Genomic DNA, 21,830 nt, shown 5'->3' with positions numbered 1-21,830 from the left:
TCAACACCCCCTTCACTACAAGCTGGCACACTGACTGCTACTGTCTATCGTGCCCCCGTGTGAAGGAACACCCCCTCCCCATGAACCATGAGTTGCTCTGGGTCCTCGGCCTGCTGGCCATCGTGATTACCCTGTTCGTCATCAACCGCCCACGCATGGACGTGGTCGCGCTGCTGGTGATTCTCGCCCTGCCACTACTCGGCATCCTTACCGTGGAACAGGCCCTGGCCGGGTTCAGCGACCCCAACGTGGTGCTGATCGCCGCCCTGTTCGTGATTGGCGAAGGCCTGGTGCGCACCGGCATTGCCTATCGCATCGGCGAATGGATGAGCGAGCGGGCCGGCAATAGCGAAGCACGCCTGCTGGTACTGCTGATGGTGGCGGTGGCCGGGCTGGGATCAATCATGAGCTCCACCGGCGTGGTGGCCATTTTCATCCCGGTGGTGCTGAGCATCGCTGCGCGCCTGCAGCTGTCACCCAGCCGCCTGATGATGCCACTGGCTTTTGCCGGCCTCATCAGTGGCATGCTCAGCCTGGTCGCCACACCGCCCAACGTGGTGGTGCACAGCGAGCTGGTCCGCCATGGCGAAGCGGGGTTCAGCTTCTTCAGCTTTACCCCGTTCGGCCTGGTGGTACTGGTGCTGGGCATTGGCTACATGCTGCTGACTCGGCACTGGCTCAACGGTGAAGTGCGCAAGGACGGCCGGGTGGAAAGCCGCCGCACCTTGCTGGACCTGGTACTGGACTACAAGCTCAACGGCCGTGAACGACGCCTGCGCATCCGCCCTCAATCGCCGCTGATCGGCCACAACCTTGGCGAGCTGCAACTGCGCACCAGACACGGCGCCAACGTGATCGGTATCGAGCGCCAGCACAAGTTCACCACGCGCGTGATCGCGGCCGACTCGGGCACCGTGCTGCATCAGGGCGACGTGCTGCTGCTCGACCTGTTCGCCAAGCATGACGACCTGCGCAGCCTGTGCCAAACCATGCACCTGGAGCCGCTGCACTTCAAGGCCGCCTACTTCATCGACCAGTCCCAGGATTTGGGAATGGCTGAGGTCTCGCTGCCACCCGGCTCGCAGTTGATCGGCAAGAGTATTCTCGAACTGGCGTTTCGCACCCGCTATGGCCTCAACGTGGTCGGCCTGCGCCGCGATCAGGCCGCTATCGAAGAGCAACTGGTGGAAGAAAAGCTGCGCCTTGGCGACACGCTGCTGGTAGTCGGCCCGTGGAAGGCAGTACGCCAATTGCAAAGCAAGCCCAAAGATTTCCTGGTCCTGAGCTTGCCCGCCGAGATCGACCTGGTCGCACCAGCCCGCACTCGCGCGCCGCAAGCGTTGCTTAGCCTGGCGGTAATGGTCGGGCTAATGGTCAGCGGCGCCGTACCCAATGTCATGGCAGCGTTGATCGGCTGCTTGCTGATGGGCGCAGGCCGTTGCATCGACATGAACAGTGCCTACCGCGCCATCCACTGGCAAAGCCTGGTGCTGATCGTGGGCATGCTGCCCTTCGCCCAGGCGCTGCAGAAAACCGGTGGCATCGACCTGGCGGTGGGTGGGCTGGTGAACGTGCTGGGTGGTGCCGGCCCTAGCGCCATTCTTGCCTGCCTGTTCGCCGTCACCGCAGTGATCGGGCTGTTCATTTCCAACACCGCCACCGCGGTTCTGATGGCGCCGGTGGCTGTCAGCACTGCGGCGCAGCTGGGCATGTCGCCCTACCCGTTCGCCATGACCGTCGCACTGGCCGCGTCGGCGGCTTTCATGACGCCGGTGTCATCACCGGTCAACACGCTGGTGCTTGGGCCCGGGCAATACCGCTTCGCTGACTTCGTCAAGATTGGCGTGCCGTTCACCGTGCTGGTGATGCTGGTTACCGTCGTGATGGTGCCGTGGTTCTTCGGGCTGTGAGGAAAGTGGCCAGAAATAAAGGCAATTTGACATTATCGCAACCAATCGCGGCAGATTGACATCAACCACCCTGAGCCAACACACTGCGGGTAATTGCCCCAGGTGCTCTATCGCGTTGTCCTGGATTTCGTTTCCGCTTGCCGGTCGAGTTCATGGTTTTTCCAGCCCAATCGCGCGTGTTGCCTTATGTCGTTGTAGTTGGCGTAACCTTCGCCCTTACCCTGGGCGGTATCCTGGCACGCCCGATCGAATCGCTGTCGCTGTTCTGGCCAGTCAATGCCGTACTGGCCGGCGTACTGCTGCGCTACCCCCGTCAAGCCACGTTTACGGGCTTTAGCCTGGTGTGGCTGGCCATGGTCGGGGCCGACCTGCTGTGTGGCAGTGCCTGGGTACCGGCTCTGTGGTTAAACCTGTGCAATCTTGGCGTGGTGGTCACCCTCTGGCAGCTGCTGTCGCGCCTGCCACGCATGCACCGGCGCATGCGCAGCCCGCACGGCGTACTCAGCGTGTTCGCCGCCTGCGCCGCCGCTGCCATGGTGGCGGCCAGCATGGCAGCGGTAATGGCCGCACCCTGGTTCGAACAGTCGTTGCGCGCCACCTGGCTAGCCTGGTTCAGCGAACAGTTCTCGACCGGCGTGCTGGTGCTGCCGGTGCTGCTTACAGCACCCTCGGTGCGGGCCTTGGTGCGCGGCGGCGCGCAGCCCATTCGCCTGGCGCCGTTGCTGGTACTGCTGGCCTCGCTGGCATTCAGCATCGCATTCGGTGGCCCTGGGGCCATTGCCTTCCCGATTGCCGCATTACTGTGGTGTGCCTGGACCTATTCACCGTTCCTGGTTTCATTGCTGACGCTCACGGCCGGCAGTACGCTCATCGTGGCCGTGGCGCAAAACCTCATGCATTTCAGCGTGCCGCAAAGCGAACCTGGGGTTACCACGCTGATGTCGGCGCGCCTGGGCATCGCCATGCTGGTGCTCGGGCCGCTGGTGGTGGCCTGCGTCAGCCAGGCCAACCGTAGCCTCATGGCCCGCCTGGCGCACCAGGCCACCGTCGATCACCTCACCGGCGTGCTCACCCGCAGCGCCTTCACACGCCGTGCCAACGCGCTGCTGGAGAGCCGCCAGCAGCACGCCCAGGCGCTGCCGCTGACCCTGATGATGCTGGACATCGACCACTTCAAGTCGATCAACGATGCCCACGGCCATGCCGTCGGTGACCAGGTGCTGCGCCAATTCGCCAGCACCCTGCAGGACCAACTGCACAACGATGAACTGATCGCACGGCTGGGTGGCGAAGAATTCGTTGTCATCCTGCCCGGACTTGCGCCAGAGCGGGCCAACTTCACCGCCGAACGCCTGCGCCGCGCCATACAGGACCTGCACGTGACACAGGCCGACCAGCGCCTGCAGATTACCGTGAGTATCGGTGTGGCAGGCTGCGACGCAGACATGCCGGCCCCCAGCCTCGACGAACTGCTGGCCAGTGCCGACCAGGCGCTGTACCGGGCCAAGGCCCGGGGCCGCAACCGCGTCGAACAGGCCGAAGCACAGCGCCTGGTGATCTGAACTAGCCGGTCAGCAGGTCCCACGACAGTTTGGCGATCAGCACACACAACAGCACCAAGAACAGCCCGCGAACAAACCCGGCACCCTTGCGTACCGCCAGCCAGGTACCGGTCAGCGCGCCGAGAATGTTGCACACCGCCATGGGCAAGGCTATGGCGTACAGCACGTTGCCCGTCGGCACGAAGAACACCAGCGCCGCCAGGTTGGTGGCAATGTTCACCACCTTGGCCGAAGCCGAGGCGTGCAGGAAGTCCAGAGCGAAGAAACGGATGAACAGGAAGATCAGGAAGCTACCGGTGCCCGGGCCGAACAGGCCATCGTAGAAGCCGATAGCACCGCCGATCAGTACTGCCAGGCACTGCTCCTTGCGGCCGACCTGCGCAGGTGTGTGCAAGGTGCCGAAGTCCTTCTTGCAGAAGGTGTAGACAGCCATCAGCACGATCAGCACCAGCACCGCCGGGCGCATCACGCTGGGGGGTACCAGCGACACCGTGGCGGCCCCCGCGAACGACATGACAAAGGCACTGAGTGCCGCCGGTACGATCAACCCCCAATCCAGCGTCACTTTACGGATGAACGAGCGGGCCGCGAAGGCCGTGCCGCACACGGACGCCAGTTTGTTGCTGCCGAGCAAGGCGGCCGGTTGCGCAGAGGGCAACACGTTGAACAAGGCCGGGATCTGGATCAGCCCGCCACCACCCACCGCGGCGTCGATCAACCCAGCGGCGAAGGCGAACACAGAAAGCACAGCAATATCCATCATGACGCGGTTCCAGGCAGTGAAGACGCCTGCAAGGCTAATCAAAGTGGCACACTTGTGTTGAAATGCCATATTGCGATAACTGCAACGAGGAGCAGGCCATGGCACTGGACATGCTGCGGGAAATTCAGGCGTTCGTCAGCGTGGCGCACAAGCGCAGCTTCGTTGCTGCCGCCCGCGCCCTGGGGCGTTCGCCCAGCGCAGTTACACGCGCGGTACAAACCCTGGAAGACAATGCGGGAAGCAAACTGCTCAACCGAAACGCCAACGCCGTCACCCTGACCGAGGCCGGCGAGCGCTTGCTGCCGCATGCCGAACGCTTGCTGGATGTGCAACGCGATGCTGCCGACGAACTGGCCGCGCTCAGCGGCAGCGCCCAAGGCTGGATCCGCTTTGCCGCGCCGCAACTGCTGGGAGAGCATGTGCTACCGCAAGTGCTTGCCGAGTTTTCCCGCCGCCACCCTCAGGTGACCCTGGACGTGCAGTACAGCGACGAAGCCCTTGACCCGCTGCAAGGTAAATTCGATTTCGTGGTGCGCGGTGCCTTCCCGCAATCGAGCGAGCTGATCGGCTACCCGCTTTGGCCCTACCAGCGCCACCTGTATGCCAGCCCGGCATATCTGGCCCTGGCTGGCACACCGCAACATCCGGAAGACCTGGATGGACACACCTTGATCCTGCATACCGCGCCACGCATCCTCAAGGCCTGGCACTTTTGCCACGATGACCAGATCACCAGCCTTCGCCCCAGGCCCAGGCTTCGCTTGGGCTCGGGAGGCGCGGTGTACCACAGCACCCTGGCCGGCGCCGGCATCGCCCGCCTTGCCGCCTGGGTCGGCGAAGCACAGGTCAAGGCCGGGCGCCTGGTGCGGGTGTGCCCGCAGTACCGCTTGACGTCCAGTAGCGGCCAGGACCCACAGATGCATGCTGTATACCCTGCCGGCGAGTTGCCGACGCGGGTGCGTGACTTGCTGGCCGCCCTGCGCCGAGCCGGCCCGCTGTACTGAAACAAGCCATGAAACGACTGTTCAAATTCTGCTCAATTTAACAGAGCCCGCCGCGGGTCTGGCTTGCAGCACTTTATCCACAGACCTACCCACGTTTTTTGTGGACAGATTTCCCAGCGTAAAGAACGACTTATCGCACAAGCAGAAAGGCGAACTGGCCAACCTGACCCGCTCGATCCACGCCTGCCCTGAGAATGACTTGCACCTGATGCTGACCCAGCAGTGCGATGAAAAAGATGACCGGCCATTGGCCAATAGATTGGGCCCGTCGCTTGGAGTGGACGGGCCGCGCAGGGGGAAACGCAGTTGAACTCAGCTTGGCGGAATGGTGCCAAGAATACCAATCAGAATGGTCAGCAGCAGAAAACCACCCAGGAACAGCGCCAGCTTGCCCATTGGAACCTCTACAGTTGTGATGCGGGAATGGGCATATTGTCGAGCTTGGGCTGATACGGTTACAGATTCAGGTTTATGGAAAAAAAGCGGATCAGATGTGACGCGCAGATGCCGCCGAGCTGGATTCAGCCGCAGTGGTTGACGCTGAGCACGTGTCGCTCGCGGGCCGGCAATTGATACATGAAGTTTCTAAACACGCCTCCAGGTTTACCCAGCACCTGCGTTGGGTGCGCTGCCCCTCGAAAGCGCCCGAACCCAGCCAATACGGTAGATTGAGTTTGCTTGGGAGGACACGATCTGAAACACGACTTGTAGGATTATTTACCGCACTCCGTAGGAAAGGTCGCGGCAATGAGTATTGCCTGTATGAAACATCAGTTTCCCCGGCAAATTCGAGCTGCTACGGTCCATTTTTCCTACAACGGTACGGAAGCCTACAGCGTGAGAAAAGCATGGACTCGTTCAAAACCTCTGCACTGAAGTTGCAGAAAAATCTGCTTAACCTGCGCGTTGCGCGTGAGCGCCTGAGAGGTGAAGGCAAGGACAAGGAAGCGGATCAACTCACTGGGCCGATCGCGCGGCTTGAGGAGGCCCTTCGGCAACTGCCGGATAGCCTGAAGCCCGACACCTTGCAGTGACCTGCAAGAGCCATTGTCATGCTTCACAGCTCAGGCCTACCCATCCCCTTGCACGAGCAGCCTTGCGCTGCGAAGAGAGCGGTAAGGCAAACGACTGCCTTAGGCAGCTATTGCTTCTTCGCAGCATAAGGTTGCTTCGGAAGCCGAGCTGGCGCCGGGTCACCTACCCCCTCAGAACACCTTGATCGTGTAACTCAGAATCAAGCGGTTCTCATCTATATCTGTCCGGTAGTTGGAGCGCGCCATCACATTGCGCACCCGTATCCCAAGCCCGGCCAACGGCCCGCTTTGCACCACGTAGGCCAGGTCCAGGTCACGCTCGCGGTCACGCCCTTCAAAGCCCAGCCCTGTCTCCACGTCCCGGCCCTTCACATAACGCAGGGTCGACGTCAGCCCTGGAAGCCCCAAGGCGACAAAATTGTAATCATGTCGCACCTGCCACGAGCGTTCACCCGGCGCCGAGAACTCATAGGTCGGCAGCGTATTACCCATCGGGTTGGTGTTGGCGCCTACCTGGATAAAGCCGTCATCGCCGCCGATCTGCTGATAGCCCACATAAAAGGTATGCCCGCCGGTCTTGGCCGAGAACAGGCTGAACAGCGCATGGTTATCGTAGTCGCCAGCCACCTTGCTCCCGTCCTCGCGGGCATCGAAGTAGCCGGCATTGACCCCCAGCGTCCAGCTCCCCAGCGGCTCGGCATGCTTGAAGCTATAGAAGCGCTGCTGGTAGATATCCTCCAGCTGCGCCTGCCAGACACCGACGCTGGTTCGGTTGTCGTTGAAGGCATAGTCGGCACCCACGTAGTTGAACCGGTCGCTGGTAAAACGCGCCAGCCGCGCCGGGTTGATCGGGTCGTTGACCAGCGCGTACATCTTCTGGCTGTTGGACGAGTCGCGCAGGCTGGTGGAGCGGAACTGGCCGGCGCTCAGGGTCAACCCGGCGAACTCGCGCGACTCCAGCATCGCGCCCTGGTATGTCGGCGGCAGCAGGCGCAAATCGCTGAACAGCAGCACCGGCAGGTTGGGCATCAACTCGCCCACCTTCAGCTCGGTTTGCGACACCTTGAACTTGATCGCCGCACCCACGCGGCTGTATTCGTCCGCCGACTTGCCGCTGTCCAGGCTGGGCAGCAACCCGGACCGGGCATGTTCCGGGCTGCTGTCGAGCTTGAAACCCAGCAGGCCAGTAACATCCACACCCACGCCAAGGGTGCCCTGGGTATAACCGGAGCTGGCATTGAGGATAAACCCTTGCGCCCATTCCTGGGTGCGCGACTGGGTGCTGGCGCCCTTGATATCGGCATAGTCGCGGCTGAAGAAGTAATTGCGCGCCTGCAGCGTGGCGCGGGCACCTTCGATGAAACCAGCCTCTTCTGCCGTGGCCTCTGCACACAAAGCGGCGGCAATACAACCGCCGGCCAGGCGTGCAGACGAAGAAAAACGCGGCGCAGTGAAACCTTGCATAGGGCTACTCCTGGATTTGGGCAACAGCAACCCGGCGCGGCGGCACTGCATGGCCACCGACGTGCGGGTTGCATCGAGAGAGGTCGGCAGGCGGGCCCACGGCCCGCCTGCCCTGCCGTTGCGTGAAGCGCTGGGCCGCTAGCGGTTGACCAACTTGGCGGGCAAGGCGATGACCAGGAAGCAGCTGAGGATCAGGCAGCCGGCAAACACCCACAGCGCAGCGTGCGAGGTGCCGGTGAGGTCGGTGACCACGCCCATCAGTGAGTTGCTCACCAGGCCGGCGATGTTGGCTACCGAACAGGCCAGGGCAAAGCCGGTGGCGGCTGCGGTGCCTTTGAGGAAGGTCGCCGGCAGGCTGAAGAACACCGGCACCGCGCCGATGATCGCCGCCGAGGCAATGGCGAACAGCACCACGGTCATCACCAGGTTCTGGCTGAACAAGGTGCTGCTGGCCATGGCGACTGCACCAATGATGAACGGCACGATGATGTGCCAGCGGCGCTCGCGGTGGCGGTCGGAGCTGGCCCCGATCATGAGCATGCCGGCCAGCGCGGCCAGGCTTGGAATGGCCGTGAGCAGGCCGATATGGAAGGTATCGCTGACGCCCGCATCGCGGATGAAGGTCGGCATCCAGAAGCCCATCGCATAGGCGCTGAGCAGGATCGAAAAGTCGATACCACCGAGCATCCACACCTTAAGGTTGAAGAAGCCATCGCGGAAGCTGTGTTTGCTGTCCTTGCCCTCGGCATCGTCGGCGGCCAGGTCTGCCGCCAGTTGTGCCTTGTCGTCAGCCGACAGCCACTTGGCCTGCTGGAAATGGTTAGGCAGTGCCCAGAACGTGAGGATGCCGAGTAAAACGCTGGGGATCGCCTCCAGCAGGAACAGCCACTGCCACCCATGCAAACCTTGAACCTGGTCGAAATGCCCCATGATCCAGCCAGAAATCGGCCCGCCAATCACGCTCGACAACGGCAGCCCGATCATGAACAAGGCAATGATGCGCCCGCGGCGATAGGTGGGGTACCACATGGTCAGGTAGTACAGCACGCCTGGCAGGAAGCCGGCTTCGGCCGCCCCCAGCAGGAAACGCAGTATATAGAACTGGGTGGTGCTGGTGACGAACATGGTGCAGGCCGACAGCAGGCCCCAGGTGATCATGATGCGGGCGATCCACAGCTTGGCGCCAACGCGCTGCAGGATCAGGTTGCTCGGCACTTCGAAGATGATGTAGCCGACGAAGAACAGCCCTGCACCCAGGCCATAGGCCGCTGTGCTGAACTGCAGGTCTTCGAGCATCTGCAGCTTGGCGAAGCCGACATTGATGCGGTCCAGATAAGCTGCGAGGTAGCAGAAACACAAGAAGGGGATGAGCCTCCAGGTGATCTTGCTGTACAGCGCTTTCGTGCCATGGTCGATGTCACTGTGGACCGTGGTTGCATTCGCAATTGGCATTTCCTGTCTCCTGGCGGGCGACTTTGTGGTTGTTTTAAGGCCAGCAGTTTTCGACGCGCCGGGCACGCCGCGCATTCTACGCGGCGGGCCTGGATAGCGCCTGAAGACCCCGAGTGCTCCTGCGGGGCGACCACCCGGACAGCAGGCGGTCATGGACGGGCTTCCCGCACCGGTCCTTGATTGTTATTGGGTAGGCGCTGCCCGGCGTTCAGCCGGCCAGGCGCCTGAGTTGCTGCATGGCATCCTGCCGGGTGACGACATCGCCGTACTTGCTGTCGATGTCGAACAGGTTGGCTTCGTGCGGGTCGCTGTGGCGGTCACCGACACACTCGCGCACCACGATGGTTCGAAACCCGTGCTGCATGGCATCCACCGCACTGGCGCGGATGCAGCCGCTGGTCGAGCAGCCAGCCAGCACCACGGTATCCACCCCCTGTGCATGCAGCAGCGGGGCCAGGCTGGTGGCGAAGAAAGCGCTGGCGTACTGCTTGCTCAGCACCACCTCCCCTGCCTGTGGCGCAACGGCCTCGCAAAAGGCTGCCAGCGGGTTGCCTTCGACCATGTCCTTCATCACCGGCGCCTTGCGCACCCACACGCCGCCGTCAGCAAAATGCGGCGGCTGGTAGCGGATGTTGGTATGCACCACCAAGGTACCGCAGTCGCGGGCCAGCGCCAGCAGGCCGGCGGCCTGCTCGACCGCTGCAACCACGCCCGGGGCGTACAGCGGTGCGCCCGGGGTGGTGTAGCCCTGCATGAAGTCGATCATCAGCAGGGCCGGCTTGCGGCCAAAGCCGATGCGCTGGCCCCACACACCCTGGTAGTTGTCACGGGCGCTTTGTGCGTCGCTCATGTCCGTCTCCCGATTTCAGTAGGCGCCCGACAGCAAGGCACCGGCGCCCGGCACGATCGGCTCCAGGTCCAGCGCCTTGAGCATGGCGTAGGTGGTAGCGATTGCAGCGGTGACCACCGGCTTGCCGGTTTGCGCCTCGACCTTGGCCACTGCCGGCAGCGATTGCATCTGCACGCACGCCGACAGCACCACCACATCGACGCCTTCAAGGTCCATGCCTGCGACGATGCCCGGCAGGTTGGCCGGGTCGTGACGGGCCACGGCGAGGTTGTCGGGGATTTCCAGCGCGCGCCAGTCCTGCACCTCGAAGCCTTCCTCGCGGATGTAGTTCACCACCAGCTCGGTCAGCGGCTTCATGTACGGCGCAACGATGGCAATGCGCTTGGCCTTCATCACATGCAAGGCCTCGACCAGCGCCCCGGCGCTGGTGATCACCGGTGCCAGTGCATCATTGTCGGCGGTGGCCTGCTGCAGGCGCTTTTCAGATTGGCGGTGATAGCCCAGCCCCATGGCCATGATCGCCACAAGGCAGGCGTAGCCCAGCACATCGACCTTGGCGTCGGACAGCTCGACTGCGCAGCGGTCGGACTCGGCGTCCATCGCGGCCAGTTCTTCCTTCTTCACCTGCTTCATGCGCATGCGGCTGGAATGGAAGGTGAACCGCTCGGGGCGGATCGCCTGGCGTGCGTTGAGCATCGCCGGAATTTCGGTTTCCATGGTGGTGTTCGAACTCGGCACGATCTGGCCGATGCGGTATAGCTGGGTCATGTCTCGTGCTCCGTCAGACGAGGGGGTGGTCGAGGAAGTCGCCAAAGGCGGCGAAGAAACCGTCCAGGTCATCCCAGGGGATCATGTGGCCGGCGTTGTCAACGTACGCAACCTGGATATCCGGCTTTAGCTCGCGCATTTCAGCAATGTCACGGGGCTCGATCACCCCACCCCGCCCGGCCACCATCAGCAATGCCGGCTGACGCACCGCGGGCAGGTACTGGTGGATATCGACCCCGTGGAAATCATCGAAGGCCCGCACGATCGCCGGCTCGTAGCAGGTGTGCAGCCACTCGGCACGCAGGGCCAGCTGCTCGTCGCTCCAGGTGGCACAGAAGGCGCGCATGTCATCGCCGCTCATGCCAACCGTGGCTTGGCGGATCGAATCGACGTACCACGGCAACTTGCTCGGGTAGGCACGGCGGCCGGGCCCGGACACCGGTGGGTCGACCAGCACCAGCCGCTGCAGCCCCGGTGCCCCTTGGGCGGCTGCGCGGATGGCAAAACGCGCCCCCATCGAGTGACCGAGCAGATGGTAGCCATCCAGGCCCAGCGCGGCGGCAAAGGCGGGAATATCCGCAGCACAAGCGTCGGTGCCGTAGTCCAGGTCGGGGCCGCTTGAAGACAAGCCACGCCCGCGCACATCCAGCACATAGGTGTCGAAGTACTGCCCAAGGCGCTCGGCGACAAAGCCCCAGGTGATCGCTGGGCTGGTGATGCCCGGCACCAGGATCAGCGCATGGCCCTTGCCGCCATAGCGCAGGTAATGCTGGCGGATGCCATTGGCGCTGACGTTACCACCAGCGACGAAGGTGCTCATGCCGCCTCCCCGCTTTCAAGCTGCTGCCCATAGAGGTCGTAGCCGTAAACCCAGGCTGGATCTTCCTGGCTGTAAAGCCAGGTGTTGGCGTTGGATACCGCCTGCACCTGCGATGCCCGCTCTTTGCGGTTGGCTTCATACAACGCGAACGCGGTGCGGTGGTCGGACAGCCCGGTTTCTTGCAGGCAGCGGGTCAGCATGGCCGCGTCCTCGATGGCCATGCACGCGCCCTGGGCCATGTGTGGCTTCATCGGGTGGCAGGCGTCGCCCAGCAGCACCAGGCGGCCACGGCTCCACAACGGCAACGGGTTGCGGTTGCGCAACGGCCACTTGGTGATCGATTCGGTAGCGTCGATCAGCTTCTGCACCGTGGGGTGGTAGCCTTCGAAGGCTGCGCGCATTTCTTCCTGGCTGCTGTCGACGAACGCACCCTGGAAGTCCCAGGCTTCATGTGGCACGCCGGTGACGAAGTAATACTCGTCGCGCTTGCCGGTGGTGTAGTAGACCATCATGTGGCGGTCTTCGGACCACCATTTGACGCAGGGCTCGAACACATCGGCATGCTGTGCCAGGTTCACCCCGCGAATCAGTGCACGGTGCGCGACCCAGCCGCTGTAGATCGGCGCTTCAGCCCCCAGCAACTCTTCACGGATCTTCGAGTGGATGCCGTCGGCCCCGATGACGATGTCGGCCACGGTATGGGTGCCGTCGGCGAAGTCCAGGCGCACCTGGTCACCTTCGTCGACGATCTTTTCCAGGCGCTTGCCGAAGTGCACGGTGCCCGGCTGGATGGCCTCGATCTGCAGGGCGTGCAGGTCGCCACGGTGGATGGTGATGTAGGCGGCGCCGTATTCGCGGCGGGCAAACTCGCCCAGCGGAATGCGCGACAGGTAATCACCGGTATTGCCGTCGCGGCTGAACCAGAAGTCCGGGTGCGAGCCCATCAGCTCCAGCTTCTGCTCCAGCCCCATGCGGCGGAAGATTTTCATCACGTTAGGGCCGATATGAATGCCCGCGCCCAGGCGGGTAAACGCCGGAGCCTGTTCGAATACCTCGACATCGAACCCGGCCTGTTGCAGCAACGTGGCGGCGGCCGCCCCACCCAGACCTGCACCGACGATTGCGATTTTCTGCCTACCCCGCATGGGTATGTCTCCTCTTGTTCTGATAGGTGGCCAGCGGTTCAACCGCCTGACGATTTAGAGCGTATACGCTACAAATGACCTTTGAAAAGAGCCAGCTGAAAATATTTTTCAAACAGCTGATCGAAACGACACCCGGCTGATTGTTACCGTAAATACTGGTCAATGTGTGGATATGTAACGTTTGGACAGATCACTTGCGCTCGCTGGCAGGATGCGCTTTCATCTGCACATATATGGTGTACACACTATTATTTTGCACCGAGATGAAGCACCAGGCACTGCCATGGTGCGCCCCTGTCAACGCCACCCAGGAGAACCCCGATGCCGGTGAGCAATGCACAACTGACCCAGATGTTCGAGCACGTACTGAAGCTGTCTCGCGTGGACGAAACGCAGAGCGTGGCCGTGCTCAAGAGCCACTACTCCGACCCGCGCACGGTCAACGCCGCCATGGAGGCCGCCCAACGTTTGAAGGCCAAGGTGTATGCGGTAGAGCTGCCGGCGTTCAACCACCCGACCGCCATGGGCAACGACATGACGGCCTACTGCGGCGACACTGCACTGACCGGCAACCTGGCGGCGCAACGGGCGCTGGAAGCCGCCGACCTGGTCGTCGACACCATGATGCTGCTGCACTCGCCCGAGCAGGAGCAGATTCTCAAGACCGGCACGCGCATCCTGCTGGCCGTGGAGCCACCCGAGGTGCTGGCGCGCATGCTACCGACCGAAGACGACAAACGCCGGGTGCTGGCTGCCGAAACCCTGTTGAAACAGGCGCGCAGCCTGCATGTGCGGTCCAAGGCCGGTAGCGACTTCCATGCCCCGCTCGGCCAGTACCCGGCCGTGACTGAGTACGGCTATGCCGACGAACCGGGGCGCTGGGACCACTGGCCCAGCGGCTTTCTGTTCACCTGGCCGAACGAGGACAGCGCCGAAGGCACGCTGGTGCTGGACGTGGGCGACATCATCCTGCCGTTCAAGAACTATTGCCGCGAGCGCATCACCCTGGAAATCGAAAAAGGCTTCATCACCGGCATACATGGCGGCTTCGAGGCCGAGTACCTGCGTGACTACATGAAATACTTCAACGACCCCGAGGTATACGGCATCTCGCACATAGGCTGGGGCCTGCAGCCGCGCGCGCAATGGACGGCCATGGGCCTGCACGACCGCAACGACGGCATGTGCATGGATGCCCGTGCGTTCTACGGCAACTTCCTGTTCTCCACTGGCCCCAACACCGAGGTCGGCGGCAAGCGCAAGACCCCGTGCCACCTGGACATCCCGCTGCGCAACTGCGATATCTACCTGGATGACAAGGCGGTAGTGCTGGCCGGCGACGTGGTTGCACCAGAGGAGTCGCGAGCGCGATAGGGGTTATACTGGCCGGGCGCTCCGCTATTGGCGGCCGGCCAGCCTCTTTCCACCCAGCCCAAGCCATCCTATGTCGAAAAAAACCACCCCCAGCAGCGCCCCGCTCGACAACACCCCCTACGACGTTACCGAACAGGTCGGGCACTTGCTGCGCAAGGCCTACCAACGGCACACGGCGATCTTCCAGCAGCAGGCCTGCGACCCGCAGCTTACCTCGATCCAGTTCGTCACCCTGTGCGCCCTGCGCGATCACGGCCCCAGCTCCCAGGCCGAACTGATCAAGGCCACCGCGGTGGACCAGGCAACCATCCGCGGCATCGTCGAGCGCCTGAAGGCGCGCGAGCTGGTGCAGCTTTCACCAGACCCGGGCGACCGGCGCAAGGTCATCGTCGAACTCACCGAAAGCGGCGCGGCCTTGCTCGATGCAATGATCCCCTGCGCCCGGCAGATCAGCGAATTGAGCATGGGCAGCCTGAATGCCGGGGAGCGCGTAGCCATTTTGTACCTGCTGCGCAAGATGATCGACAGCGACGAGAACGCGGGCTGAAAATTGTTGTGACTGCCGCGGTGGCCGTCACAGATACGCGGCCTGAGAGATCAAGCGCATCGCGAGCAAGCTCGCTCACATTGGACACGCATCGGTGATTGGACACAGGCCGTCGTAGGAGCGGGTTCACCCGCGAATGGGCCGGCCCTGCTGGCCAATCTCCACCTGCCGATCACTGTTGCCGCCACCACCGTATTCGCGGGTAAACCCGCTCCTACACACACAACATCGGGGGTCGGCACAACATCGCGGGTTCGGCACAGGCCGTCGTAGGAGCGGGTTCACCCGCGAATGGGCCGGTCCTGCTGGCCAATCTCCACCTGCCGATCACCGGTGCCGCCACCACCGTATTCGCGGGTAAACCTGCTCCTACACACACACAACATCGGGGGTTCGGCACAGCGAGATGCGCCGCGCGGGCGGCGCTCGGTTCCCCGGCGCCGACAATCTTCATCCCTGCCCCACCATCACAGTTCTCTGCAGATTCATCTCTGGCCTGCTTCTTGCTCACTCATTTCATGTAGTGAGTACTTACCGAAACGCTCGCGTCATTTGAGTCCTTTGGTAGCGCAAGCAACCTCCAGAGATGAGCCAATAATGCAAACAACCATCTCCCTGCAGGTCAACGGCCAGCCCGTCGAAGTCAGCGCCATGCCTGACACCCCGCTGCTGCTGATCCTGCGCAACGACCTGTGCCTGAACGGCCCCAAGTACGGCTGCGGCCTGGGCGAATGCGGGGCGTGTACGGTGATCATCGACGGCGTGGCCGCCCGCTCCTGCGTCATCCCCTTGGCCGGCGCCGCCGGCCGCAATATCACCACCCTCGAAGGGCTGGGCAGCAAGGCCGCGCCGCACCCCGTGCAACAGGCGTTCATCGACGAGCAGGCGGCCCAGTGTGGTTACTGCATGAACGGCATGATCATGACCGCCAAGGCCCTGCTCGATCGCATTCCCGAGCCCAGCGACGAACAGATTCGCAATGAGCTGTCCGGCAATCTGTGCCGCTGCGGCACCCACGTCGAAATCCTGCGCGCCGTGCGCCGCGCTGCCGAGACCCGGAGAAAGCCATGAACCACTCACAACAGGTGCCCAGCCGCGACCAACTGCTGGCCAAGACCGGCGTATTGCTGATCGTCGACCAGATCACCCCGCCCTCAGGCCCTGTGGCCAAGGGCGTGACACCTGCAGTCAAGGAACGTGAGCTGGCGTTGTTCATCGCGGTCAGCGACGACGGCATGGTCTACGCCTTCAATGGCCATGTCGACCTGGGCACTGGCATCCGTACCTCGCTGGCGCAAATCGTCGCCGAAGAGCTGGACCTGCGCATGGACCAGGTGCACATGGTGCTGGGCGACACCGAGCGGGCCCCCAACCAGGGCGCGACCATAGCCAGCGCCACCCTGCAGATTTCCGCGGTACCGCTGCGCAAGGCTGCAGCCACAGCGCGACGCTATCTGTTGCAACAGGCCGCCCTACGCCTTGGCTGCCCGCCCGAAATGCTGCGCATTGAAGACGGCACGGTTATCGCCAGTAACGGCAGCACGCTGAGCTTTGCCGAACTGGTGCAAGGCGAGAACCACCAACTGCACATTGCCGACAACGCCCCGCTCAAGGCCATCGAGGACTACCGCCTGGTCGGGCGCAGCGCCCCTCGAGTAGACATCCCTGGCAAGGCCACCGGCGAGCTGACCTATGTGCACGACATGCGCCTGCCCAACATGCTTCACGGTCGGGTCATCCGCCCGCCCTATGCCGGCCATGACAGCGGCGACTTTGTCGGCAACAGCCTGCTGGCGGTGGATGAATCCTCCATCGCCCATCTACCCGGCGTGGTCGCCGTGGTGGTCATCCGCGACTTCGTCGGCGTGGTGGCAGAGCGCGAAGAGCAAGCCATCCGTGCAGCCCATGAGCTGAAAATCAGCTGGAAGCCATTCACAGGCAAGCTGCCCGACCTTAGCGATGTCGCCCAGGCCATCCGCGACAACCCGCGCGTGCAGCGCACCGTGCTGGACCAGGGCGATGTCGACGGCAGCATCGCCAACGCCAGCCAGCGCCTGAGCCGCAGCTACCTATGGCCTTACCAGCTGCACGCATCGATCGGCCCATCATGTGCGCTGGCCGACTTCACCGCAGGGCAGATCCGCGTGTGGTCAGGTACGCAGAACCCGCACCTGCTGCGCGCAGACCTGGCCTGGCTGCTGGCGTGCGATGAAGCACGCATCGAGATCATTCGCATGGAAGCAGCCGGTTGTTATGGCCGTAACTGCGCCGATGACGTGTGCGCCGACGCGGTGCTGCTGTCGCGTGCGGTGCAGCGCCCGGTGCGGGTGCAGCTGACCCGCGAACAGGAACACGTGTGGGAGCCCAAGGGCACCGCGCAGTTGATGGAAATCGACGGCGGCCTGAACGCCGATGGCAGCGTGGCCGCCTATGACTTCCAGACCAGCTACCCGTCCAATGGCGCGCCCACCCTGGCCCTGCTACTGACCGGTGCCGTGGAGCCGGTGCCGGCGCTGTTCGAGATGGGCGATCGCACGTCGATCCCGCCTTACGATTACGAACACATGCGCGTCACCATCAATGACATGACGCCACTCGTGCGGGCCTCATGGATGCGGGGCGTGTCGGCCATGCCCAACAGTTTCGCCCATGAGTCGTACATCGATGAACTGGCCTTCGCCGCTGGCGTCGACCCGGTCGAATATCGCCTCAAGCACCTGTCCGACCCGCGCGCCATCGACCTGGTCAAAGCCACCGCTGAACGCGCGCAATGGCAGCCGCATACCCGGCCCATGCAGACACAGGCCGAAGGTGATGTGCTGCGCGGCAGGGGCTTTGCCTATGCGCGCTATATCCACAGTAAATTCCCCGGCTTCGGCGCGGCCTGGGCAGCCTGGGTGGCCGATGTCGCAGTGGACCGGCGCACGGGCGAAGTGGCCGTCACCCGCGTGGTGATCGGCCACGATGCCGGGATGATGGTCAACCCCGAGGGTGTGCGTCACCAGATCCACGGTAACGTCATCCAGTCCACCAGCCGGGTGCTCAAGGAGCAGGTCAGTTTCGAAGAATCGACAGTGGCGAGCAAGGAATGGGGCGGCTACCCGATCCTGACCTTCCCCGAGCTGCCGGCTATCGACGTAATGATGCTGCCGCGCCAGCACGAGCCGCCAATGGGGAGCGGCGAATCAGCCTCGGTACCCAGCGCAGCGGCCATCGCCAATGCCATTTTCGACGCCACCGGCATTCGTTTTCGCGAGCTCCCGATCACTGCCGAACGCGTGCGCGCTGCGCTCGGTGGCGAAGGCCAAGGGCCAGATGCACCCGCGCCAGCGCAGCCGTCAACCAAGCGTTCGAAGTGGTGGTTCGGCTCGCTGGCCGGGGTGTTCGGCGCTGCATTGGGCATGCTTGCCACCGCCTTGCCCTGGCGCGCCGAAATCGCCCCGGTAACGCCACCTGGTGTCGGCAGTTGGAGCGCCGCCATGCTCGAGCGCGGGCGCCAGGTGGCGGCGGCCGGCGACTGCGCCGTGTGCCATACGGTCAGCGGCGGCAAGGTCAATGCCGGGGGGCTGGCAATGGATACGCCTTTCGGCACGTTGTACAGCACCAATATTACCCCCGACCCGGAAACCGGCATCGGCCGCTGGTCCTTCGCCGCCTTCGAGCGGGCCATGCGCGAAGGTATCAGCCGCGATGGCCGGCACCTGTACCCGGCGTTTCCCTACACCTCGTTTCGCAACATCAACGACGCCGACATGCAAGCGCTGTATGCCTACCTGATGTCGCAAACCCCGGTACGCCAGGAAGCGCCCGCCAACCAGATGCGCTTCCCGTTCAACCAGCGGCCGCTGATGGCCGGCTGGAATGCGCTGTTTCTGCAACGCGGCGAATACCAGCCCGACCCGCAGCGCAGCGCGCAGTGGAACCGCGGTGCCTACCTGGTCGACGGCCTGGGCCACTGCACGGCCTGCCATTCGCCGCGCAACCTGATGGGTGCAGAAAAAGGCGGTAGCAGCTACCTTGCCGGCGGCATGGTCGATGGCTGGGAGGCCCCGGCCTTGAATGCCCTGGCCAAGTCATCGACGCCGTGGAGCGAAGACGAGTTGTTCAACTACCTGAGCACTGGCTTCTCCGAAAAACATGGCGTGGCGGCCGGCCCCATGGGCCCGGTGGTCAGTGAGCTTGCCACCCTGCCAAAAAGCGACGTGCGCGCCATCGCCCACTACCTCAGTTCCCTGGAGGGCGAGCCGCAGGCACTGGCCGCCAATGCCGCGCCCCAGGTGGACACGCACGTGTCGCTGAGCAACGGCGAGCGGGTATTCAAAGGTGCGTGCCTGGCCTGCCACAGTGATGGGCTGGGGCCGAAGCTGTTTGGCGTCAGCCCGTCGATGGCGGTCAACAGCAACGTCCACAGCGACCTGCCGGACAACCTGCTGCGCGTGGTGCTGCACGGCATTCCGACCCCGGCAACCCGCGACCTGGGCTACATGCCCGGTTTCAAGGACAGCCTGTCGGACCGCCAGGTAGCCGACCTCGCGGCCTACCTGCGCCATCGTTTTGCCGCCGACAAACCGGCCTGGCAAGGGCTGGCGTCCAAGGCTGCGCAGGTACGCGCCAACCCTGGCAGCCACTGAGGCTCAGCGGCGCAAGCCGCGCAGCGCAAGGTCACTGATGAAGGCCAGCCAATCGGCCTTGGCCTGCTTGTCGGCCAGGTCCACGGCCAGGAACGAGCTGAGCGTATGGCGGTTGGAGTTATAGAAGTAGCAGAGCGAGGCAATCATCAGGTAGGCGTGGGTAATGCAGATATCGTCGCGGAACAGGCCCTTTGCCTGTCCTGCCTCGATGATCGGCCGCAGCACGCCGACCGCTTCGCCGGACAGCGCCCTGAGGTTTTGCGACTTGCGCGCGTGCAAGCCCTGGTGAAGGTTTTCGGTGGCGAGGATGGTGACGAATTCGGGGTGGCGCACATAATAGTCCCAGATAAACGCCACCAGCTCGCGCAGGGCTTGCTCTGGGTCAGCGAGGTCGAGGCGCAGCTTCGCTTCGGCCTGGTTGAAGCTGGCATAGATGTGTTCCAGCACACTGATGAACAGCTTTTCCTTGCTACCGAAGTAGTAATAGATCATCCGGTCGTTGGACTTGGCCAGCGTGGAGATCTGCTCGATGCGCCCGCCAGTGAAGCCTTCCTTGCTGAAAACCTTCACTGCGGCCTTGAGAATATTGTCCCGGGTGCGGTCGGCCTGCTGGGCGCGAACACCGGTTTTGCGAGTTTGCATGTCGGTCCCTGTGGGGCTGGCCAGATACCCAACACTGCCACAGACATTGAGCCATTGCGCGGCTTTTTCGGCTGGGCTGATGGCGGAGATGGCGGACCGGCTAACACCGGCAGAGCCGCTGCCGTTGATCGTTTTGCTTTCTGCGCGAGCATACCCACTCTTCGCCCGCTACCTGCCTGGAAGTCAGCAGTCATCGGGGCTGGCTTGCACCTGATGAGTGGCACGTACAGCCAGCCGGATCATGACGGACTCCCGGGTTACCGGACAGGTGCGTTACTCAAGCAGCGACGCCTCGTTCGCCATCATCGCTGACTTCGAACTGCCCCACCAGCTTCTGCAACTTGCCAGCATCCACCTTCACCTTCTGCGCACTGCTTTGCAGCACCAGGGCGGTCTGGCGCATCTCGCTGGAGGACTGGTTGACCTGCTCGATCGTCTTGCCGTATTCCACGCTGCGACGGTTGAGCTGCTGGATAATGGCGAACATGCTCTCCACCGCCTGGTGCAGCTGTACATTTTCGGAAGAGGCGTCCTCCGCCAGGCGCAGGCTGTTGTCGACGTCCTGCACGCCCTGCTCCATGAAGCTTACCGCCTGCCGGGTTTCGCCCTGCAGGCTCTCGACCATGTGGCGGATGTCGTCGGCGGCACGCGAGGTGCGTGCGGCCAGGCTGCGCACCTCGTCGGCCACCACCGCGAAGCCACGGCCATGCTCCCCGGCACGCGCCGCCTCGATAGCGGCATTGAGCGCCAGCAGGTTGGTCTGGTTGGTGATTTCGCTGATCAACCCGGTGATGTTGTCGATCTCGACCATGCGGCTGTCGAGCCGCTGCACGCTGGATGATGAGCGCGCCACCACATCGCGGATCGACTGCGTGCCCGCCTGCACCGCCTGGTACTGCGCGCGTGCGCGGCTGACCACTTCGTCCATGGCCTGCTTCATCTGCTCGGCACTGACCGAGGCCTGCTGCAGTTCGCCGAGTTGCTCTTCCATGATGATCATCATCTGGTGCACGGCGTCGGCCACGTCGGCGGAGCTTACGCTGGCCTCCTGGCTGCGCCCGAGCATCATCTGGTTGGTGCTGCCGACCGTGCGGCTGGCCTTTACCACCTGCCCGACCACCGCGTCCAGGCGGTCGATGAAGCTGTTGATCCAGCGTGCCATGTCGCCGCTCTCATCATTGGCCAAGGTGCTGGTATCCAGGCGCTGGCGCAGGTTGCCTTCACCCTCGGCGATGGTGCATAGCACACTGCTCATGCCATTCAACCTGGCGGCCAGGCGCTTGGGCCCGAACACGCCAAACAACAAGGTGGCGCCCAGCATGCTCACGGCCTCGATCACGTCAGTCAGTCCTTGCGGCAGGCCTGCATAGTGCTGTACCAGAAAATTGCAGCCGAACAGCCCCGCCATGATCGCCACATAGGGTTTCATCAACCCGTAGCTCAGCGAACGCCGGCGGTAGACCTCTTCCAGGTCCGCCTCGCACATCATGCCCCAGCGGTCGGGCGAGCCCGGCAACTGGAAGGTAACGCCCTTGCCCACCACTGGCACATGACGGTAGTCCGAATAGCCGGGGTAGGTCACGAACAGGTTGGCACCGCGCCTGATCGTTTCCCTCACTCCAGGGTGCAGTTCCCGCGTGGAAGGGTCGGTGAAACGAAGCTCCAGCTCGGTATGGCGCTGGACCTGTACAGTGGCCCAGGGCGTGTGCACACCGTTCTTGAGGTTTTCGCCATGGGTGAAAGTGGCGTCCTCGAAGCGCGAGCGGGACAACGCGGTACCGGGTTGTATGGTGGGGTCGAAGCGCGATTGCGCCATGAACAGGTAGTTGTCGCCCGACTCGGGGTAAATGTGCCCTGCCTCGCG

General features: G+C 63.3%; 17 protein-coding genes. 8 read left to right on the top strand and 9 right to left on the bottom strand.

Features of this window, described 5'->3' with window-relative positions; all coding sequences use genetic code 11:
* Positions 1 to 80: 80 nt before the first annotated feature.
* Positions 81 to 1,910 carry an SLC13 family permease gene (locus PRJ_RS10550; protein WP_104961333.1) on the top strand — a complete coding sequence of 610 codons (1,830 nt, stop codon included), beginning with the start codon at positions 81 to 83 and terminating at the stop codon, positions 1,908 to 1,910.
* 137 nt (positions 1,911 to 2,047) lie between these two features.
* Positions 2,048 to 3,472 carry a GGDEF domain-containing protein gene (locus PRJ_RS10545; protein WP_049587745.1) on the top strand — a complete coding sequence of 475 codons (1,425 nt, stop codon included), beginning with the start codon at positions 2,048 to 2,050 and terminating at the stop codon, positions 3,470 to 3,472.
* 1 nt (position 3,473) lies between these two features.
* Here the strand turns inward: PRJ_RS10545 and PRJ_RS10540 are convergent, their stop codons facing one another.
* Entirely contained in the window at positions 3,474 to 4,235 is a 762-nt protein-coding gene (locus tag PRJ_RS10540) for a TSUP family transporter (RefSeq protein ID WP_104961332.1), read from the bottom strand.
* A gap of 98 nt (positions 4,236 to 4,333) precedes the next feature.
* On the opposite strand from PRJ_RS10540, the gene PRJ_RS10535 reads away from it, so the two are divergent.
* Positions 4,334 to 5,239: a LysR family transcriptional regulator gene (locus tag PRJ_RS10535; RefSeq protein ID WP_104961331.1), complete on the top strand. Its 906-nt coding sequence runs from the start codon at positions 4,334 to 4,336 to the stop codon at positions 5,237 to 5,239.
* An 848-nt stretch (positions 5,240 to 6,087) separates the two neighbouring features.
* On the top strand, positions 6,088 to 6,273 hold the full coding sequence (locus PRJ_RS10520; protein ID WP_014590418.1) for a hypothetical protein: 186 nt from the start codon (positions 6,088 to 6,090) through the stop codon (positions 6,271 to 6,273).
* A 171-nt stretch (positions 6,274 to 6,444) separates the two neighbouring features.
* Here the strand turns inward: PRJ_RS10520 and PRJ_RS10515 are convergent, their stop codons facing one another.
* From PRJ_RS10515 to nicC, 6 genes are all read right to left on the bottom strand, one after another.
* Entirely contained in the window at positions 6,445 to 7,737 is a 1,293-nt protein-coding gene (locus PRJ_RS10515) for an OprD family porin (RefSeq protein WP_104961329.1), read from the bottom strand.
* Between the two features lie 138 nt (positions 7,738 to 7,875).
* Complete coding sequence (locus PRJ_RS10510) at positions 7,876 to 9,189, bottom strand: MFS transporter (protein WP_104961328.1); 1,314 nt, start codon at positions 9,187 to 9,189, stop codon at positions 7,876 to 7,878.
* Positions 9,190 to 9,397: 208 nt separating this feature from the next.
* A complete protein-coding gene (locus PRJ_RS10505; protein ID WP_064492617.1) occupies positions 9,398 to 10,039 on the bottom strand; it encodes an N-carbamoylsarcosine amidohydrolase in 642 nt (213 codons plus the stop codon).
* A gap of 15 nt (positions 10,040 to 10,054) precedes the next feature.
* Positions 10,055 to 10,807: a maleate isomerase gene (locus PRJ_RS10500; RefSeq protein WP_003251112.1), complete on the bottom strand. Its 753-nt coding sequence runs from the start codon at positions 10,805 to 10,807 to the stop codon at positions 10,055 to 10,057.
* Between the two features lie 13 nt (positions 10,808 to 10,820).
* A complete protein-coding gene (gene nicD, locus PRJ_RS10495) occupies positions 10,821 to 11,627 on the bottom strand; it encodes an N-formylmaleamate deformylase (RefSeq protein ID WP_104961327.1) in 807 nt (268 codons plus the stop codon).
* Positions 11,624 to 12,772, bottom strand: coding sequence for a 6-hydroxynicotinate 3-monooxygenase (gene nicC, locus PRJ_RS10490; protein ID WP_104961326.1), 1,149 nt, complete (start codon positions 12,770 to 12,772; stop codon positions 11,624 to 11,626). Before nicC ends, nicD begins: the two co-directional genes overlap by 4 nt.
* Before the next feature lie 321 nt (positions 12,773 to 13,093).
* Here nicC and PRJ_RS10485 point away from each other — a divergent pair, with 321 nt between their 5' ends.
* The 4 genes from PRJ_RS10485 (at position 13,094) to PRJ_RS10465 (ending at position 19,324) form a co-directional block, all read left to right on the top strand.
* Positions 13,094 to 14,146 (top strand): 2,5-dihydroxypyridine 5,6-dioxygenase, encoded by a 1,053-nt coding sequence (locus PRJ_RS10485; RefSeq protein WP_004577272.1) that lies wholly within the window; start codon positions 13,094 to 13,096, stop codon positions 14,144 to 14,146.
* Between the two features lie 70 nt (positions 14,147 to 14,216).
* Positions 14,217 to 14,693 carry a MarR family winged helix-turn-helix transcriptional regulator gene (locus tag PRJ_RS10480; protein ID WP_003251120.1) on the top strand — a complete coding sequence of 159 codons (477 nt, stop codon included), beginning with the start codon at positions 14,217 to 14,219 and terminating at the stop codon, positions 14,691 to 14,693.
* 597 nt (positions 14,694 to 15,290) lie between these two features.
* Positions 15,291 to 15,764, top strand: a complete 474-nt coding sequence (locus PRJ_RS10470; protein WP_064491887.1) for a (2Fe-2S)-binding protein — start codon at positions 15,291 to 15,293, stop codon at positions 15,762 to 15,764.
* The gene (locus PRJ_RS10465; RefSeq protein WP_104961324.1) at positions 15,761 to 19,324 is read left to right on the top strand and encodes a molybdopterin cofactor-binding domain-containing protein; all 3,564 of its coding nucleotides are present in this window, start codon (positions 15,761 to 15,763) and stop codon (positions 19,322 to 19,324) included. The genes PRJ_RS10470 and PRJ_RS10465 overlap by 4 nt, the downstream gene beginning before the upstream one ends.
* A gap of 3 nt (positions 19,325 to 19,327) precedes the next feature.
* Here PRJ_RS10465 and PRJ_RS10460 read toward each other — a convergent pair whose 3' ends face one another.
* Together PRJ_RS10460 and PRJ_RS30675 are read right to left on the bottom strand one after the other, a co-directional pair.
* The gene (locus PRJ_RS10460; protein ID WP_012051871.1) at positions 19,328 to 19,966 is read right to left on the bottom strand and encodes a TetR family transcriptional regulator; all 639 of its coding nucleotides are present in this window, start codon (positions 19,964 to 19,966) and stop codon (positions 19,328 to 19,330) included.
* A gap of 277 nt (positions 19,967 to 20,243) precedes the next feature.
* Positions 20,244 to 20,894, bottom strand: a complete 651-nt coding sequence (locus PRJ_RS30675) for a methyl-accepting chemotaxis protein (protein ID WP_370688786.1) — start codon at positions 20,892 to 20,894, stop codon at positions 20,244 to 20,246.
* Positions 20,895 to 21,830: the final 936 nt, after the last annotated feature.

It is taken from the genome of Pseudomonas sp. XWY-1, assembly GCF_002953115.1.
Taxonomy (GTDB): domain Bacteria; phylum Pseudomonadota; class Gammaproteobacteria; order Pseudomonadales; family Pseudomonadaceae; genus Aquipseudomonas; species Aquipseudomonas alloputida.
This window is presented reverse-complemented; position numbering and strand designations above follow the sequence as displayed.

Coding starts and splice junctions, on each gene's coding strand:
- PRJ_RS10540 (WP_104961332.1), bottom strand. CDS start 4,235: ATGATGGATATTGCTGTGCTTTCTGTGTTCGCCTTCGCCGCTGGGTTG.
- PRJ_RS10480 (WP_003251120.1), top strand. CDS start 14,217: ATGTCGAAAAAAACCACCCCCAGCAGCGCCCCGCTCGACAACACCCCC.
- PRJ_RS10460 (WP_012051871.1), bottom strand. CDS start 19,966: ATGCAAACTCGCAAAACCGGTGTTCGCGCCCAGCAGGCCGACCGCACC.
- PRJ_RS10550 (WP_104961333.1), top strand. CDS start 81: ATGAACCATGAGTTGCTCTGGGTCCTCGGCCTGCTGGCCATCGTGATT.
- nicD (WP_104961327.1), bottom strand. CDS start 11,627: ATGAGCACCTTCGTCGCTGGTGGTAACGTCAGCGCCAATGGCATCCGC.
- nicC (WP_104961326.1), bottom strand. CDS start 12,772: ATGCGGGGTAGGCAGAAAATCGCAATCGTCGGTGCAGGTCTGGGTGGG.
- PRJ_RS10485 (WP_004577272.1), top strand. CDS start 13,094: ATGCCGGTGAGCAATGCACAACTGACCCAGATGTTCGAGCACGTACTG.
- PRJ_RS10500 (WP_003251112.1), bottom strand. CDS start 10,807: ATGACCCAGCTATACCGCATCGGCCAGATCGTGCCGAGTTCGAACACC.
- PRJ_RS10520 (WP_014590418.1), top strand. CDS start 6,088: ATGGACTCGTTCAAAACCTCTGCACTGAAGTTGCAGAAAAATCTGCTT.
- PRJ_RS30675 (WP_370688786.1), bottom strand. CDS start 20,894: ATGGACGAAGTGGTCAGCCGCGCACGCGCGCAGTACCAGGCGGTGCAG.
- PRJ_RS10470 (WP_064491887.1), top strand. CDS start 15,291: ATGCAAACAACCATCTCCCTGCAGGTCAACGGCCAGCCCGTCGAAGTC.
- PRJ_RS10535 (WP_104961331.1), top strand. CDS start 4,334: ATGGCACTGGACATGCTGCGGGAAATTCAGGCGTTCGTCAGCGTGGCG.
- PRJ_RS10510 (WP_104961328.1), bottom strand. CDS start 9,189: ATGCCAATTGCGAATGCAACCACGGTCCACAGTGACATCGACCATGGC.
- PRJ_RS10465 (WP_104961324.1), top strand. CDS start 15,761: ATGAACCACTCACAACAGGTGCCCAGCCGCGACCAACTGCTGGCCAAG.
- PRJ_RS10505 (WP_064492617.1), bottom strand. CDS start 10,039: ATGAGCGACGCACAAAGCGCCCGTGACAACTACCAGGGTGTGTGGGGC.
- PRJ_RS10515 (WP_104961329.1), bottom strand. CDS start 7,737: ATGCAAGGTTTCACTGCGCCGCGTTTTTCTTCGTCTGCACGCCTGGCC.